Raw genomic sequence first — 16099 nt, 5'->3', positions numbered from 1 at the left:
CGCCGAAGCCGCCCACCCGGCGGTTGCCCACGATCGCGTGAGCCCATATCACGCCGCCATGCGTGGCCTGATCCGACCCTTCCTGGACCGCCCGGCCCTCACCGGCATCGCCCTCGGCGCCCTGCTGGTCCTCGGCCTCGCTGCCGACATCCTGCAGCCCGCTTTGCCCGCCACCTTCATCCTCGCGGGCCTGGCCGCCCTCGGCCTCGGCGCCGGCCTTGCCTTGGCGCGGATGAAGCGGGAAGCGTCCTGGCCGCATGGCATCATGGCCGTCGCCGCGGTGCTGCTGCTGGGCTTCCTGCTCCTCGCCGGGCTCCAGTCCCTCATCGGCGTGCAGCGCGGGGTGCTCGGCAGCCTCTCCTCCGCCATCGCCGCAAGGCAGGATTCCTGGTTCGGGGAGCCCCGCCACGACGTCGCGGCGCTGGAGGAGTTGCGTGCCGCGCTGGACCAGGATCAGCCGCCGCTCCGCCCCCGCCCCGCCTCGGCCGACGAATACCTCTACAACGCCACCCTGCTGCGCATGCGGGACGAACCCGTGCTCGCCGCCCGGGCGCTGGCCGAATCGATCCGGCGTTCCGCCGATCCGCGCCCCGACGCCCTGCTGCTGCATGACGGTCTGATGGCCGCCGGCCTGCCCGCGGTGCGGGAGATCCTCTCCGCCCTGCCCGCCAACCTCTCCGCCGCCTTCCGCGACCATGCTGAGGCGATGGCGCTGCCGGAGGGGCCCGAGCGCATCGCCGCCCTGACCCGGATCGTGGACCAGGATCCGGAGGCGCTGCTGGCCGTGGCGGCGCTGGCGCGCTCCCTCATCGCCGCCTCCCTCCCCCAGGGCCCGACCATCGCCATGGCCGGCCGGATCGCGGCGCTGATCGCCGCCTTCGAGGATGAGGACCGCCTGCCCGCCTTCGCCGCCCGCTTCCTCCACCAGGGCGCCGTCGCCCGGCTGCAGGAGGAGATGCTGGCCCTGTCCTGGACGCGGGAGGTCTCGCAGCGCCGCCTGACGCTGACCGCCGTGCCACCGCCCCCCGGCACCCCCAACCAGCCCATCCTGCTGCGCGTGCAGGCGCCGGAGCCCGCGACCTCCGTCCAGTTCCTCCGCGGCACGGATGCCGAAGGCGCGGTCTGGGCGGAGGTCGCGCAGCGCGCCGGCGAACCGGCGCCGACGCTCCGCATGAACCGCCCCTGGCGCGTGCAGCCCATGCGCTTCCGCTACATCGACCGGGACGGCGTGATGGCGCCGGAAGTGGCGGTGACCTTCGACCCCGCCCAGGCGATCCGCGACCAGGCGCAGCGCACCCTCCAGCGCCAGGGCACCTTCGCCAACTACGCGCCGGGGCGACTTTCCGGCGGAAGGCTCAACAACTTCGCGGTCGCCGGGCATCTGCGTGCCGGGCTGATCGCCATCGAATGGGCGACCGACGCCGAACGGCGCCCCCGCGTGGTGCCCGTCGGCGTGCCGGATGAGGTGCTGCTGGCCGGCGACCCGCCGCGTGCGGTGGTGGAGATGCAGGCCCCCGCCAATGCGCGGCTGCTGATCCTGACCGCCGTCTTCGCCGATGGCAGCCGGTCGAACCCCCTGGAATTGCCGATCCGCTGAGGTCCCCCTTCACAGCGCCCGCCGGAGACCGCAGACAGCGGCACCACCGGAGAACACGCGCATGAGCAACACCGCCCCCGCCGGCTTCCAGCACGGCATCACCGCCGCCGCCGCCCGCACCATCGTCGATGCGACACTCGCCAAGGGTCGCGAACTCGGCCTGGCGCCGCTGACGGTCGTCGTGCTCGATGCCGGCGGCCACCTGAAGGCCGCGTTGCGGGAGGATGGGTGCAGCCTGCTCCGCCCCGACATCGCCTGGGGCAAGGCCTTCGGCGCCATGGCGCTGGGCTTCGGGTCGCGCGAGCTCGCCCGCCGCTCCACCGCCATGCCGGGCTTCATGAACGCGCTGTCGGACCTCGCCGGCGGCCGCGCCGTGCCGGTGCCGGGCGGCGTGCTGGTCCGCGGCCCCGATGGCGCCGTGCTCGGCGCCGTCGGCGTCTCCGGCGATGCCTCCGACAAGGACGAGGTCTGCGCCGTCGCCGGCATCCAGGCCGCGGGCCTGGTGCCCGACACCGGCGACGCGGCCTGAGGCCATGCCCATGGCGGACCGGCCACCTGGCCCGTCCGAGCGCCCGAACGGGCGCCGCCGCCTAGAGCACGCTGCGTTCAGGTGAACGCAGCTCGTGCTCTAGAAGTATTTGAATCTAGAGCAAGAAATGCGTTTAGATGATGCCATCTGAACGCATATTGCTCTAGGCGGCGAAGGCAAGCGGCCGGGGGCCGCGCCCGCCACTTGGGGGCATGAAACAGCTACCCCGGCTCCACCGGGCCGCCCGCCTCGACCCAGTCCTTGAACCCGCCGAGGTTCCGGACATCGCCATAGCCCATGTCCTTCAGCGTCTTGCCCACCAGCGCGGATCGCCCGCCGGAGGCGCAGTAGACCAGGATCGTGCTGGCCTGCTTCAGCGTGGGGTCGTGCATCGGGCTGTCCGGATCGGCGCGGAACTCCACCAGCCCCCGGCTGACGGCGAGCGCCCCGGCGGCCTTGCCGCTCGCCTTCACTTCCGCGGCATCGCGCACATCCAGCAGCAGGACGCCCGGCTCCTCCGCCAGCGTCACGGCGTCCGCGGGCGCGATCCGCGGCACCTCGGCATTCGCCGCGGCCAGCATGTCCTTGACCGTCAATGGCATGGCGCTTTCTCCCTCTTGTAGGGTCAAGCCTGCCCCTGGCGCCGCACCCCGCGCAACCGGGGGCATGGTGGAGCGCGAGGCCGTTCCGGTGTAGGCGGGCGCGTGCCCCTCCTCGCCCTCGCCTTCCTCGCCTTCATCGGCCTCGGCCTCCCGGACCCGATGCCGGGCAGCCTCTGGCCCTCGCTCCGCCCGCATTACGAGGTGCCGAACGCCGCGCTCGGCCTGGTGCTGGCGGCCGTCGCGGTGGGCTATGTCGCGGCGGGGATGCTGACGGCGCGGATGATCGCGGCCGTGGGCATCGGCGGCGTGCTGGTGGGCAGCCTGGCCGCCACAACCCTGGCCGCCGGCGGCCAGGCCTTCGCGCCGCCCTGGGCGGGCTTCGTCGCGCTGGCCGTGCTGGCGGGCTTCGGGGGCGGCGCGGTCGATTCCGCCATGAACCTCTTCGCCGCCTCCCGCTTCAAGCCCGGCCACATGAACTGGCTGCACGGCTTCTGGGGCGTGGGCGCCACCCTCGGCCCCGCCACCGCGGCGGCGCTGCTGGCCGCGGGCTTCGGCTGGCAGGCGGGCTACGCCGCCGTGGCGCTGGCGCTCGGCGCCCTCACCCTCTGCTTCCTCGCCACGCGCAAGCGGTGGGAGGACGGCACCCCCCGCCCCCCCGCCTCCCGCGCCAACCCGCTGGCGGTGCTGCGCAACCCGGTCGCCCGCCTGCAGGTGCTGGTCTTCTTCCTCTATACGGGGCTCGAGGCCGGCGCCGGCCAATGGGTCGCCACCATCATGACCGGCGCGCGCGGCGCCACCCCGGCGGAGGGCGCGGTCGCCGCCACCCTCTTCTTCGCGGCGCTCACCGGCGGCCGCTTGGCGCTGGGCTTCGTCGTGGACCGCATCGGCGCCGACCGCGTGCTGCGGCTGCTGACGCCCGTCGCCCTGCTGGCGATGGTCGCCTTCGCGCTGGGCGTCGCGGATCTGGTGGCGCTCGCCGTCTGCGCCCTCGCCCTGGCGCCGATCTTCCCGACCGTCATGGCCCGCACCCCCGCCCGCGTCGGGCCGGGCGACGCCGCCCAGGCGGTCGGCCTCCAGGTCGCCGCGGCCACCATCGGCGTCGCCGTCATCCCGGCCGCGCTCGGCCTGGGCGCGGACCTCGCGGGTGGTCCCTGGGTGGTGCCCTGGCTGCTGGTCGGCCTCGGCGTCGCGCTGACGGCGATGATCTGGCGGCTGCCGGTCAGGCGGTAGCTACACCCCCCGCCGCGGGGGCGCAGCGCGCCATTGCTGCGCGCGAGGTCGCGCATCGCCTCGTCCCACCCCGCGATCCGCTCCGGCCCCGCCGGGTGGCTGTCGAACAACCCCGTCTCCATCCGGCCGGAGACCCGGGCCATGGTCACCAGGAATCCCCGCGCCTTCCCGAGGTCGAGCCCCGCCCGGTACAGGATCGCCGCCGCCAGGTAGTCGGCCTCCCGCTCCTGCTCCTTGGAGAAGGCGAGCCGCCCGACCGCCGCGCCGAGATTGGCGCCGCTCCGCACGCTGCGCTGCGCCGATCGCGCGCCGACACGCCCACCCGCCGCCGCCGCCACGGTCGCCGCCGCCATCACCGCCGCGCCAATCGCGCTGCCGACGGACCGCGCCTCCGCGCTGCTGGCCACATGGTTGGCGGCGTGGTGCCCCATCTCATGCGCGATGACGAGCGCCACCTCCTCCTCATTCGCCGCGTATTCCATGATGCCCTGGTTGATGACGATGCGGCCATCGCCCCCCGCGCCAGCATTCAGGCTGCGGTCGCGGCTGGTCCTGACCTCCCAGTGGCAGACCCCCACCGCCATCTCCTGGCAGAGCCGCGTGGCGGCGGGCCGGATGCGCGCCAGCGCGCTGCGCATCATCGCCTGGGCCTGCCGTTCCGGCATCGGGCGCCGCGGTGGCGCGCCGCCGGCCTCCTCCAGTTCCGCCTGCGCCAGGCCGACCTGCGCGCCGGTCACCGCCGGCACCTGGTGCACCGCGCCGGCGCAGCCGCAGAGCAGGCAGGAGCCACCGAGGAAGAAGCGCCGTCCGATCATGGGGCAGGCCCCCGCCATCCGTTCCGATCTACCAACAATGGCGCGGCGTGGCCCCGCCGGGGAAGCGGATTCGGCAGGCCTCAGCGCGGCCCCTGCCACTCCGCCATCCGCGTCTCCTGCCGCAGCCGCAGGCGGCGGAAATCCAGCGCCGCGAACAGCTCCTCCACCCCCGGATCGCGATCCTGCGCGAGGGGCAGCGTGGTGCGCGCCTCCTCCGCGAATCGCGCGCGCAGCGCGGGATCGGCGCCGAGATACGCCTCCTCCCACCAGCCGATGATGCGCGGCCGCGCCGCCTCCAGCGCCTTCGCGCCGACGATCAGGCCGCCCTTGCTGCGGTTCACCACGCCCGAGGCCGGCAGCAGGTTCCAGAGGTCGTTGCACGCCCAGGCGGACCAGGGCAGGCAATGGTCGATGTCGATGGCGCCCGGCCGCAGCCGCTGCCCCGTCCAGACGCAGTCCACGGGCGCGCCGCGCGCCAGGCGATCCGCCACCAGGCCGCGCACGAAGCCCGTCTCGCGCTCCGGCTCCAGCCATTGCAGCGCGGCCAGCACCTCATCCGTGCTCACCACGCGCCCCGCCCTGGCGGCATAGCCCTGGGTCAGGCGCACCCATTCCGCCAGCAGCATCGGCTCGATCCAGGCCGCCATCCGGCGCAGCGCCTGCCAGACCGTCAGCGGCACCGTGGTGGCGCCGTAGGTCCAGAGCGTCTCCTGGTCCAGCCGCAGCCCCTCCGCGGCCAACGGCAGGCGCCCATAGACGGTGGGGAAGACCGGCGTGTCATCGGCGAAGGTCAGGTGGGTCGCGGGCATGGTGGCGATGACCTTCGCCGCATCGCCCAGCGCCATCCGCAGTGCCGCCCCCGTCTCCGCGCCGAAGCTCGCCCCGGGGCGCAGATCGGCCGGCGCCAGCGGCGCGAGCGCCCGGAAGGCGTCCCGCACGAAACCCATCCGATCGCCGGGCAGTTGCGGCAGGCGGCGCGCCACCAGCGGCTTGAACATGCGCAGCCAGAACAGCGCCACCAGGCCGAGCGGCACCTGCACCGAATCCCCCGCTTCCCGCGCCACATTGGGCGAGGCATCGGCGATCCGTGCCAGGCAGCGGAGCAAGGCGAGCTTGTAGGTGGCCGATTTCTCCTGCCGCAGGATCACGCCCCGCAGCAGCGGCAGCGCCGCGCCGCCATCATCCGGCAGGTCGAAGATGACGGTCTGCCACGTCACCCCCGCCCGTCCCTGCCGGTCCTCCACCCGCTCCGTCGCGACGCGCAGCGCCAGGCCATGGTCAAGGCCGAGCCGCTCCACCTCCGCCGCCGCCACCGGCCACATGGGTCGGTCCTCCGGCGCGGGGCCGTGGCGGAGCGTCACCACCAGCCGCCCGCCGGGCTTGAGCAGCGTCGCCAGCTTGCGCATGGCCCGCGGGCGGTCGGCCGGCGGCATATGCATCCAGACCGCGCTGGCCCAGACCAGGTCGAATTGCAGCCCGAGCCGATGCACCGCCGCCAAGGCCGGCAACCGGTCATCCACCCAGCGGATGGCGGCGGTGGGGTGCAGGCCGCGTGCGGCCTCCCGCATCCCGGCGGCGGGCTCCACCGCCACCACCTCCCACCCCCGCTCCGCGAACCAGGCGGCATCGCGGCCGGACCCGGCACCGACATCCAGCACCAGCCCCGGCGTGGCGGGCAGGAAGGGGATGGCGCCGGCGTGGATCTCCTCGAACCCGAAGGCCTCATAGGCCTCCGTGAACTCCCGGAACCCGCGGTGGTAGGGGGTGACGGTGTCGTATTCCATCCCGGCCGCAGCCTCGCCTTTCGGGCCTCCCGCGCCAAGCGCTACGGTCGCCGGATGAAGCCCAGAAACATCGTCATCCTCACCGGCGCCGGCATCTCCGCGGAGAGCGGCCTCGCCACCTTCCGCGACAAGGACGGCCTCTGGTCCAAGGTCCGGATCGAGGATGTCGCGACGCCCGAGGCCTTCGCCCGCGACCCCGCCCGCGTCCACGCCTTCTACAACGCCCGCCGCGCCCAGCTCCGCGATCCCGCCATCGCCCCCAACGCCGCCCATCTTGCGCTGGCCGAACTCAATGCGCGCTGGCCGGGCGAGCTGCTGCTGGTGACGCAGAACGTCGATGACCTGCATGCCCGCGCCGGATCACGCCGCATGGTCGCCATGCATGGGGAATTGGCGAAGGTCCGCTGCCTGGCCTGCGAGGCCGTGCAGGCCTGGACCGACGACCTCTCCACCGCCACGCCCTGCCCCGCCTGCGGCACGGCAGGCCGCATGCGCCCGTACATCGTCTGGTTCGGGGAGATGCCGATGCAGATGGAGCGCATCGGCGCCGCGCTCGATGCCTGCGACCTCTTCGTCTCCATCGGCACCTCCGGGAATGTCTATCCGGCAGCGGGCTTCGTGGCGGAGGTCGCGGGCCGCGCCCGCACCCTCGAACTCAACCTGGAGCCCAGCGCGGGCCGGAGCCGGTTCGAGGAAGCGCGGCACGGCCCGGCGACGCGGCTGGTGCCGGAGTTCGTCGCCGGATTGCTGGGCTGAAGCCGGGGCGCTCCCCGGCCTCCGTCAGGCAGCCGATGGCGCCGGCGCGTCCCCGGCCGGAATGCGGGCGATGACCTTGATCTCGGCATCGAAGCCCGCCAGCCAGGTCACGCCCACCGCCGTCCAGTTCGGATAGGGCGGGTCGCCGATGAAGCGCCGGCGCACCGCCATGAAGGTCTCGAACTGGGATGGCGGGTCGGTATGGAAGCTCGTGACGTCCACCACGTCCCGCATCGTGCAGCCCGCCGCCGCCAGCACCGCCTCCACACGCTCGAAGGCCCGCTCCACCTGCCGCGCATAGTCGGGCTCCGGCGAGCCATCCTCCCGGCTGCCCACCTGGCCGGAGACGAAGAGCAGGTCCCCGGACCGGATCGCCGCGGAATACTCATGCGCGTCATAGAGGGCGCGCCGGCCGGGGGGGAAGATCGCCTCGCGTTCGGGCATGGGTCTGCTCCTTCAATGGATGGGCAAGGCGCCGGCGGGGTCTTCACCCGAGGCCACGCCGGTTTCATATACGCCTCGTATGCCAAACATCGGCACATACGCCACGTATGTCAATTTACATACGCCGCGTATGTCTTCACGGAAGGGAGACCACGCCATGGCCCGGCGGGCGGAGATGGTGGAGGAGACGCGGGCGCGCCTGATGCGCGCGGCCCGCCGCGCCTTCGCCGAACAGGGCTATGCCGCCGCCTCCATGGATGAGCTGACGGCCGAGGCCGGGCTGACGCGCGGCGCCCTCTACCACCATTTCGGCGACAAGCGCGGGCTGCTGCAGGCGGTGGTCCACCAGATCGACACGGAGATGGCCGCCCGCGCCCGCCTGGCCGCGCGCGACGCTCCCGATGCCTGGGCGGCGCTGCTGGCCGAGGGCGCCGCCTATATCGAGATGGCGCTGGAGCCGGAGGTGCAGCGCATCGTGCTGCTCGACGGACCCGCCGTGCTCGGCGATCCGTCCCGCTGGCCCAGCCAGGATGGCTGCCTGGAGGCGACGATGGAGGCGGTGCGGGACCTGATCGCGCGGGGCGTCCTGAAGCCCGTGGACGCCGAGGCCGCCGCCCGCCTGCTGAACGGCGCCGCGCTGAACGCCGCGCTGTGGGTGGCGGCGAGCGAGGACGCGGCATCGGTGCTGCCGCGCGCGCTGGAGGCCTTCCGGTGCCTGGCCAGCGGGTTGCTGGCAGCGCGGTCGTGACGACGCGGCTGCCCACGGGCGGATTGGCCCTGCTGGGCCTCCTCCTCCCTGTCGCCACCCTGGCCCAGCCCCTCCCCCGCCCCGGCCTCGACCCGGCGGCGGAGGCGCGCCAGTCCGTCGATATCCGCGCCGCCCCCTGGTCCAGCCTGGTCCGCGTCCAGACCGAGGCCGGCACCCATTGCACCGGTGCGCTGATCGCCCCTGACCGCGTGCTGACCGCCGCCCACTGCCTGGTGGCGCCGCGCACCGGCAACCTCGTCCTGCCCACCCGCACCCATGTGCTGGCGGGCTATGAGCGGGGCGAGTTCCGCGCCCATGCGACGGTGCGGGAGTTCCGCCTGGGCCCGGGCTTCGATCCCGCGTCGCGCGGCCCCTTCGGCGCCGACTGGGCGCTGCTGCGCCTGGCATCCCCCCTGCCCGGCCCCACCCTGCCGCGCGCGCCGCTGCCCGCCGCCGGCACCCCCGCCATGCTGGCCGGCTTCCAGCAGGACCGCGCCCATGCGCTGCTGGCCGACACGGATTGCGCCATCGAGGCGCCGTATCGCGACGAGGCGCGGCGTCTGCTGCTCCGCCATGGCTGCGCCGCCACGCGGGGGGCTTCCGGCGGGCCGCTGCTGGTCCGGCAGGGGGAGGGCTGGGCCATCGCCGGCATCGCCGCCGGCGCCCAGCGCCAGGCCCGCGGCGGCCTGGCCGTGGCGCTGGAGGGCCTGGCGCTGGATTGACAGGCGACGGCATCAAGGATAATATACCTACGACACTGGCCGATCCATGCCCGGCCGCCCCAACAGCCGCCCCAACAGCCGCCCCACTGGCCACCAGCACCCGGACCTCGAAGAATCGCACTAAAGGTGCATAAACGGCATAATCGGCTAAAAGGGCAGTATTCCTAAAATCTAAAGCGTCCTGCCGCACAGGCCCTTGATTCAGCGGGGATCACGCGGCCTGGGACGACCCCGCCGCCTTCGCCACCAGGCCGAGCTTGCGCAGCAGCAGGTCGCGCTGCACGGGCTTGCCGACATAGTCGTCCATCCCCGCCTCCCGGCACTGCCGTTCGAATTCGGGGCCGACGGCGGCGGTCAGGCCGATGATGTGGGTGCGGCGGTTCGGGCCGGGATGGCCGCGGATGCTGCGCGTCGCCTCCAGCCCATCCATCACCGGCATCTGCAGGTCCATCAGGATCACGTCGTACTGGCCGGCCCGGGCGGCGTTCACGGCCTGCTGGCCGTCGCCCGCCACCACCACGCTGGCCCCGGCGCGGCTCAGGATGGTCTTCATCACCAGCTGGTTGGTCGGGTTGTCCTCCACCAGCAGCACCCGCACCTGCGGGCCCGCGGCGCCGCCTTCCTCCGCCACCGGCGCCACCGGCCGCGGCGCGGGGGCGGCCACCGGCTTCGGCGGCGCCACGGCGACCAGCAGCGCGTCCCGCAGCCGGGTCGGCAGCGCGGGCTTCAGCAGCAGCCCATCCAGCACGCCCTGCCCGTTCGCCTCCCGCGGGTCGGTGGAGCCGGAGGCGCAGAGCAGCAGGCGCGGCCGTCCGAAGGCGTCCCATTCCTGGCGGATGCGCCGCGCCAGCGCCAACCCGTCGCCATCCGGCAGCTGCCCGTCCAGCACCGCCGCCTCATAGGGCCGGCCGAGCGCGGCCGCCTGGCGGAGCGCGGCCAGCGCGGTGCCGCCATCCGGCACGGCGATCGCCTCCGCCCCCATGCCGGCGAGCTGCCGGACCATGATCTCCCGGTTCAGCGGCAGGTCGTCCACCACCAGGATGCGGCGGCCCGCCAGCCCCGTCAGCGGCAGCTGGTCGCCCTCGACGCGCCCGATCTTGACGGTGAAGCGGAAGATGCTGCCGCCGCCATTGCGCACGCCGGCGAGCCGCGGCACCGCCTCGATGCCCCCGCCCATCTCCTCGGCGAGCTTCTTGCAGATCGCGAGCCCGAGGCCCGTGCCGCCATACTTCCGGCGGATGGAGGCATCGGCCTGGGTGAAGCGTTCGAACAGCATGCCGATCTTGTCGCGCTCGATCCCGATCCCGGTGTCGGAGACGGAGACGCGGAGCCGCCAATAGTCGAGCTCCGGCTCGATCGAGATCGCCACCTGGATCCAGCCGGTTTCCGTGAACTTGATGGCGTTGCCCACCAGGTTGAACAGCATCTGCCGGATGCGGCCCGGGTCGCCCACCACCTTGTGCGGCAGGTCGGGGGCGAGCGCGCAGACCAGCTCCACCCCCTTCGCCGCCGCGCGGGGGGCGAAGAGCTCGACGATGGTCGCGATCTCCTGCTCCACGTTGAAGGGCACGCTTTCCAGCTGCAGCGCGCCGGCTTCGAGCTTGGAGAAGTCGAGGATGTCGTTCAGCACCATCATCAGGTGCTCGGCGGAACCCTGGATCGTCTCCGCATAGCGCCGCTGCACGCCATCGAGCCCGGTGTCGAGCAGCAGGCCCGTCATGCCGATCACGCCGTTCATCGGCGTGCGGATCTCATGGCTCATGGAGGCGAGGAACTCCTCCTTCGCCCGGCTGGCGGCGACCGCGGCGCGCTCGCTCTCCGCCAGCCGCTGGCCCTGCATCTTCAAGGCCTGCGCCTGGCGCACCAGCAGCCAGAGCGCGACCAGCGTCACCACGGCGGCGGCCGCGACGCCGGCGGCCAGCAGGGCGCCGAGGCGATTGGCGGTGTCCAGCGCATCGGCGCGGCTCCGCGCCGTCTCCACCACGAAGGTGCCCTGCCGGGTGACGGCGAAGGAGGCGACGACCTCCGACCCGTCCTGGTCCACGCCGGCCCAGGTCCCGGTCTCCCGCCGCGGCAGGAAGTCCCGGAAGATCCAGGAGGAGGAATTGAGCTCGCCCACCCCCTGCGCCGATCCGTCGGACCGCGCCAGCAGCAGGCCCTGGAAGGAATGGACGCGGACGATGGCGCCGAAAGCGTCAGCGTGCCGGCGCGCGACGCCGACGAGGTAGTCCGGGTTCAGCACCGCCACGATGGCGCCCTGGAACTCGCCGCGCGCACCGCGCATCGCGCGGGCATAGGGGATGGAATAGAGGCCCCCCGCCTGCTGGATGCTGCGCCCCTGCGGGCCGATGAAGCGCCCGGCTTCCGGCGCGCCGAGCCGCAGCGCCTGGTTGCCGAAGCGCAGCAGGCGGAACCATTCGCGGTCGGCGACCGAGGCCTCCCGCAGCCCATCGACGGAACTCGCGATGATGAAGCCCTGCGCGTCGGTGATCAGCAGGGCGCGCATCTGCGGCACGTCCCGGATGCGGCCGGTGATCTGGCGGGCGACGGTGGCGGGATCGGTCTCCGCCAGCCGGTCGGTGGCGTCCATCACCACCAGGTCCACGGTCTGCATGGCCCGCGTCAGCTGGTCCGCCAGCCCGGCCGCGACCCCCTGCGTCAGCCGTTCCGCTTCCGCGATGGCGTCCTGTTGGCCGCGATGCATTAAGATGCTGTAGATGCCGAGCAGGCATAGGGCGACCAGGCCAACCGCGGCGGAGAAAAGCAGCCACGGGCGAGGCTCGCTGGGCTTCGGCGCACCGAGGCCCAGCGAACGGCGGAAGGCGGCACGGAGTTGGGCGATGCGTGGAACCATCTTTGCGACGGCCATTATCAGCCTGTTCGTCTTTTTTTGCGAGTGTTGTGACGAGGTTCTGGCGCAGACAACGGAAGCGCAATCTTCCGGCGTCAATACATCGTTGATATTGGCCCAGAATCCGGCACCCGGCTCGGCCGGCACCGCCCCCGCGACCCCGCAAGCCGCTGCCCCGCGGCCCGAGCGCCTGCCCGTCATTCGCGCCAGAGGCGAGGTCCGGGTCTGCATGTGGCCCGAATACTTCGCCATCTCCTACCGCAATCCCCGGAACGGGGAGCTGGAGGGGATCGACATCGACATGGCCCGCGCGCTCGCCGCGCGGCTCAATGTCCGCCTGACCTTCGTCGAGACCAATTTCGGCGAGTTCATGGACCGCATCGATGATGGCAGCTGCGATATCGCCATGATGGCGGTGGGCATCACGCCGCCCCGCGCGTTGCGCGTCGCCTTCTCCAAGCCCTATCTGGCGAGCCCGGTCTATGCGGTGACGACCCGCACCAACACCCGCATCCAGTCCTGGCGGGACATCGACAGCCCCGGCACCGTCGTGGCGGTTGCCGCCGGCACCATCATGGAACCGCTGATGCGCGACTCCCTCCGCAACGCGGAACTCATGGTGGTCCGCATGCCGCGGACGCGGGAGGGCGAGATCCTCTCTGGCCGCGCCGACGTCTTCATGTCCGACTACCCCTACACCCGCCGCATGGTGCTGATGCATGACTGGGCCCGCGTCATCGACCCGCCGGGCCGGTTCGGGGAGACGCTCTATGCCTACGCCGTGCAGCGCAACGACGCCGCCTGGCTGAACGAGGTGAACGCCTTCCTGGAACGCGCGCGGCTGGACGGCACCATCACGCGCTCCGCCACCCGCCACGGCCTGGCGCCGATCCTGCTGCCCTGAGGCGCTTGCCGCGCCGCGGCGGCGCTGTCACATGACGGTCACCGAACGACCATAACGGGAGACGACGTCATGCTCACCCGCCGCAGCGCCCTCACGGCCGCCCTGGCTGCCCCCTGGGCCGCGCCCCTGTTGCCCCGGCCCGCCCTGGCGCAGGGCGCCTGGACGCCGGACCGGGGGCTGACCATGGTCGTGGCCTTCGCCGCCGGCGGCGGCACGGACCTCGCGGCGCGGACCATCGCACGCTTCATGGAACGGGACCTCGGCCAGCCCGTGGTGGTGTTGAACCGCCCCGGCGCGGGCGGCGAGATCGGCTTCACCGAACTGGCCCGCGCGCGGCCGGACGGCCTCACCATCGGCTTCATCAACACGCCCCATATCGTGACGCTCCCGATCGAGCGCCGCACCCGCTTCGCCCTTTCCGACTTCACCCTCATCGGCAACATCGTGGATGATCCGGGCGGGCTATGGGTGCTGGCGGACAGCCCCTATCGCAGCCTGGAGGAGTTGCTGGCCGCCGCCCGCGCGCGGCCGGAGACGATCGGCTACGGCACCACCGGCATCGGGTCCGACGACCACCTGGCCATGCTGGCGCTGGAGCGCACGAGCGGCGCCAAGTTCCTGCACGTGCCCTTCGGCGGCAGCGCGCAGGTCAAGCAGAACCTGCTGTCCCGCGCCATCCCGGTCGCCGTGATGAACGTGGCGGAGGGCATCAACGAGATGAACCAGGGCGTGCTGCGCCCCCTCGCCCAGATGGGGGAGACGCGCTGGCAGCCGCTGGCGCAGGTGCCGACGCTGCGGGAGAAGGGCTTCGACGTGATCGAGGGCTCCATGCGCGGCATGGCGGCGCCGGCCGGCCTGCCCGCGCCAGTGCTGGAACGCCTGGCGCTGTCCGTCCGCCGGACGGTCGAGAACCCGGAGTTCCAGGCCGCCGCCACGCAGCAGAACCTGCCGCTGCGCTTCCTGGCGCCCGATGCCTACGCCGCGGAGCTTCGCGCGCTGCAGACCCGCTACCAGACCCTCTGGAACGCCCATCCCTGGCGGGAGGGCTGATCGCTTCCCGCTATCGCGGCGACCTCCGGCGGGGTTAAATGCAAAAAATCCCGCTGGAGGAAACGAATGATGATCACCCGTCGCGGCTTTGCCGCGCTCGTGCCAGGTGGTGTCGCCGCCACGCTGGCCGCCCCCGCCCTGGCCCAGGCGGACTACCCGAACCGGCCCATCCGCATGATCGTGGGCTTCGCGGCCGGCGGTGGGACGGACCTCACGGCGCGCACCATGCAGCCCAAGCTGCAGCAGGCGCTGGGCGGCACGATCCTGATCGACAACCGCCCCGGCGCCGGCGGCAACCTCGCCACCGAGATGACGGTGCGGGCGGCCCCCGATGGCTACACGCTGCTGATGGGCACGATCGCGGCACTCGCCATCAACCCCACCATCTACCGCAACCTGCCTTTCGACCCGGCCACGGACCTGACGCCGATCAGCCAGTCCGGCTCCATCCTGAACGTGCTGGTGGTGCCGGCGGACCGCCCCTGGCGGACGGTCGCGGACCTCGTCGCCGCGGCGAAGGCCCGGCCCGACACCATCACCTATGGCTCCTCCGGCGTCGGCGGCGCGGGACACCTGGCGGGCGCGCTGCTCGACCAGATGGCCGGCATCAAGACCGTGCATGTCCCCTATCGCGGCGGCGGGCCGCTGATGACGGACATGGTGGGCGGCAAGATCGACTATTCCTTCTCCACCGCCCCCACCGCCATCCCGCAGATCGAGGCCGGCAAGCTCCGCGCCCTCGCCGTGCCGACGCTGCAGCGATCCCCCCTGATGCCCGATGTGCCGACCGTGGCGGAAACGCTGCCGGGGTATGAGGTCGGCAACTGGTACGCGCTGGTCGGACCGAAGGGCCTGCCCCAGCCCATCGTGGAGAAGCTGAACGCCGCCATGCGCGCCACGCTGGCCGACAGCGATGTCCGCGCCCACCTGGCCCGCCATGGCGTGGAGCCCACCCCCTCCTCCCCCGACGAACTGGCGCGCTTCATCCGGGACGAGACGGCGAAATGGGCGCCCATCGTCCGCGCCAGTGGGGCGAATGCGGATTGATGGGTGAGGCGGCGGCGCTTCCGCCCGGCACCGTTCCGGGCTAAGGCTCCGCCGCCATGCGCCACTTCCTGGAATTCGAAAAGCCCATCGCCGAGCTCGAAGGCAAGATCGAGGAGCTGCGCCGGGCGACCGACGCCGGCGGCATCGATGTTGCCGAGGAGGTCGGCAAGCTGCGCGACAAGGCGGAGACGCTGCTCCGCCAGACCTACGCGAAGCTCACGCCCTGGCAGAAGGCGCTGGTCGCCCGCCACCCCGAACGTCCGAAGGCCGCGGACTACATCCGCGGCCTGATCGAGGAGTGGACGCCGCTCGCCGGCGACCGCGCCTTCGCCGATGACGCGGCGGTGCTGGCGGGGCTCGGCCGGTTCCGGGGCCGCGCCGTCGCGGTGCTGGGGACCGAGAAGGGCCGCGATACCGAAAGCCGCGTGAAGCATAATTTCGGCATGGCCCGGCCGGAGGGCTACCGGAAGGCCAAGCGGATCATGGAACTCGCCGGCCGCTTCGGCCTGCCCATCGTCAGCTTCGTCGATACCGCCGGCGCCTTCCCGGGTATCGAGGCCGAGGCCCGCGGCCAGGCGGAAGCCATCGCACGCTCCATCGAGGCCGGGCTCGATGCGCCCGTCCCCTTCGTCGCCACCATCATCGGCGAAGGCGGCTCGGGCGGCGCCATCGCGCTGGCCGCCGCCGACCGCGTGCTGATGCTGGAACACGCGATCTATTCCGTCATCTCGCCCGAGGGCTGCGCCAGCATCCTGTGGCGGGACTCCGCCAACGCCCCCCAGGCGGCGGAGGCGCTGCGCCTGACGGCGGAGGACCTCCGCAAGCTCGCCCTGATCGATGCCGTTATCGCGGAGCCGCTGGGCGGCGCGCATCGGGATCCCGGCGCCATGCTGGCCGCCGTGTCCCGCCAGGTCTGGGATTGCCTGGAGCCGCTGATGGCGCTGGATGGCGCGACCTTGCGCGCCCGGCGTCGCGAGAAGTTTCTGGAGATGGGGCGGACGGCCGTCGTCTGATCCGCCC

14 protein-coding genes and 1 pseudogene are annotated in these 16099 nt (G+C 72.8%); 10 read left to right on the top strand and 5 right to left on the bottom strand.

The window, feature by feature from the left end; translation table 11 throughout:
- Nucleotides 1–58 precede the first annotated feature (58 nt).
- Nucleotides 59–1597 carry a hypothetical protein gene (locus tag G3576_RS15270; protein WP_164695270.1) on the top strand — a complete coding sequence of 513 codons (1539 nt, stop codon included), beginning with the start codon at nucleotides 59–61 and terminating at the stop codon, nucleotides 1595–1597.
- A 61-nt stretch (nucleotides 1598–1658) separates the two neighbouring features.
- Nucleotides 1659–2126 (top strand): GlcG/HbpS family heme-binding protein, encoded by a 468-nt coding sequence (locus tag G3576_RS15265; protein ID WP_164695269.1) that lies wholly within the window; start codon nucleotides 1659–1661, stop codon nucleotides 2124–2126.
- Nucleotides 2127–2347: 221 nt separating this feature from the next.
- Here G3576_RS15265 and G3576_RS15260 read toward each other — a convergent pair whose 3' ends face one another.
- A complete protein-coding gene (locus tag G3576_RS15260) occupies nucleotides 2348–2728 on the bottom strand; it encodes a rhodanese-like domain-containing protein (RefSeq protein ID WP_164695268.1) in 381 nt (126 codons plus the stop codon).
- A 102-nt stretch (nucleotides 2729–2830) separates the two neighbouring features.
- On the opposite strand from G3576_RS15260, the gene G3576_RS31760 reads away from it, so the two are divergent.
- Nucleotides 2831–3958 carry an MFS transporter gene (locus G3576_RS31760; RefSeq protein ID WP_164695267.1) on the top strand — a complete coding sequence of 376 codons (1128 nt, stop codon included), beginning with the start codon at nucleotides 2831–2833 and terminating at the stop codon, nucleotides 3956–3958.
- Between the two features lie 83 nt (nucleotides 3959–4041).
- On the opposite strand, the pseudogene G3576_RS32715 reads toward G3576_RS31760, so the two are convergent.
- Together G3576_RS32715 and G3576_RS15245 are read right to left on the bottom strand one after the other, a co-directional pair.
- Nucleotides 4042–4596: pseudogene (locus tag G3576_RS32715) on the bottom strand (M48 family metallopeptidase); the annotation flags it as partial.
- 257 nt (nucleotides 4597–4853) lie between these two features.
- On the bottom strand, nucleotides 4854–6557 hold the full coding sequence (locus G3576_RS15245) for a methyltransferase domain-containing protein (RefSeq protein WP_164695265.1): 1704 nt from the start codon (nucleotides 6555–6557) through the stop codon (nucleotides 4854–4856).
- Between the two features lie 54 nt (nucleotides 6558–6611).
- Here G3576_RS15245 and G3576_RS15240 point away from each other — a divergent pair, with 54 nt between their 5' ends.
- A complete protein-coding gene (locus G3576_RS15240) occupies nucleotides 6612–7313 on the top strand; it encodes an NAD-dependent deacylase (RefSeq protein WP_164695264.1) in 702 nt (233 codons plus the stop codon).
- A gap of 24 nt (nucleotides 7314–7337) precedes the next feature.
- Here the strand turns inward: G3576_RS15240 and G3576_RS15235 are convergent, their stop codons facing one another.
- Nucleotides 7338–7757: a RidA family protein gene (locus tag G3576_RS15235; RefSeq protein ID WP_164695263.1), complete on the bottom strand. Its 420-nt coding sequence runs from the start codon at nucleotides 7755–7757 to the stop codon at nucleotides 7338–7340.
- Nucleotides 7758–7914: 157 nt separating this feature from the next.
- Here G3576_RS15235 and G3576_RS15230 point away from each other — a divergent pair, with 157 nt between their 5' ends.
- Nucleotides 7915–8505 carry a TetR/AcrR family transcriptional regulator gene (locus G3576_RS15230; RefSeq protein WP_164695262.1) on the top strand — a complete coding sequence of 197 codons (591 nt, stop codon included), beginning with the start codon at nucleotides 7915–7917 and terminating at the stop codon, nucleotides 8503–8505.
- On the top strand, nucleotides 8469–9227 hold the full coding sequence (locus G3576_RS15225) for a trypsin-like serine peptidase (protein ID WP_164695261.1): 759 nt from the start codon (nucleotides 8469–8471) through the stop codon (nucleotides 9225–9227). Before G3576_RS15230 ends, G3576_RS15225 begins: the two co-directional genes overlap by 37 nt.
- 211 nt (nucleotides 9228–9438) lie before the next feature.
- Here G3576_RS15225 and G3576_RS15220 read toward each other — a convergent pair whose 3' ends face one another.
- Nucleotides 9439–11931 carry a hybrid sensor histidine kinase/response regulator gene (locus G3576_RS15220; protein ID WP_164695260.1) on the bottom strand — a complete coding sequence of 831 codons (2493 nt, stop codon included), beginning with the start codon at nucleotides 11929–11931 and terminating at the stop codon, nucleotides 9439–9441.
- 376 nt (nucleotides 11932–12307) lie between these two features.
- On the opposite strand from G3576_RS15220, the gene G3576_RS15215 reads away from it, so the two are divergent.
- The 4 genes from G3576_RS15215 (at nucleotide 12308) to G3576_RS15200 (ending at nucleotide 16092) form a co-directional block, all read left to right on the top strand.
- The gene (locus G3576_RS15215; protein WP_164695259.1) at nucleotides 12308–12982 is read left to right on the top strand and encodes a substrate-binding periplasmic protein; all 675 of its coding nucleotides are present in this window, start codon (nucleotides 12308–12310) and stop codon (nucleotides 12980–12982) included.
- Between the two features lie 69 nt (nucleotides 12983–13051).
- On the top strand, nucleotides 13052–14032 hold the full coding sequence (locus tag G3576_RS15210; RefSeq protein ID WP_164695258.1) for a tripartite tricarboxylate transporter substrate binding protein: 981 nt from the start codon (nucleotides 13052–13054) through the stop codon (nucleotides 14030–14032).
- Nucleotides 14033–14101: 69 nt separating this feature from the next.
- Entirely contained in the window at nucleotides 14102–15079 is a 978-nt protein-coding gene (locus G3576_RS15205; RefSeq protein ID WP_164695257.1) for a Bug family tripartite tricarboxylate transporter substrate binding protein, read from the top strand.
- 56 nt (nucleotides 15080–15135) lie between these two features.
- The gene (locus G3576_RS15200) at nucleotides 15136–16092 is read left to right on the top strand and encodes an acetyl-CoA carboxylase carboxyltransferase subunit alpha (RefSeq protein WP_164695256.1); all 957 of its coding nucleotides are present in this window, start codon (nucleotides 15136–15138) and stop codon (nucleotides 16090–16092) included.
- Nucleotides 16093–16099: the final 7 nt, after the last annotated feature.

The organism is Falsiroseomonas algicola, assembly GCF_011040385.1.
Lineage (GTDB): Bacteria > Pseudomonadota > Alphaproteobacteria > Acetobacterales > Acetobacteraceae > Falsiroseomonas > Falsiroseomonas algicola.
Note: the sequence above shows the minus strand (reverse complement) of the source record. Positions and strands in the feature narration are given on the sequence as shown.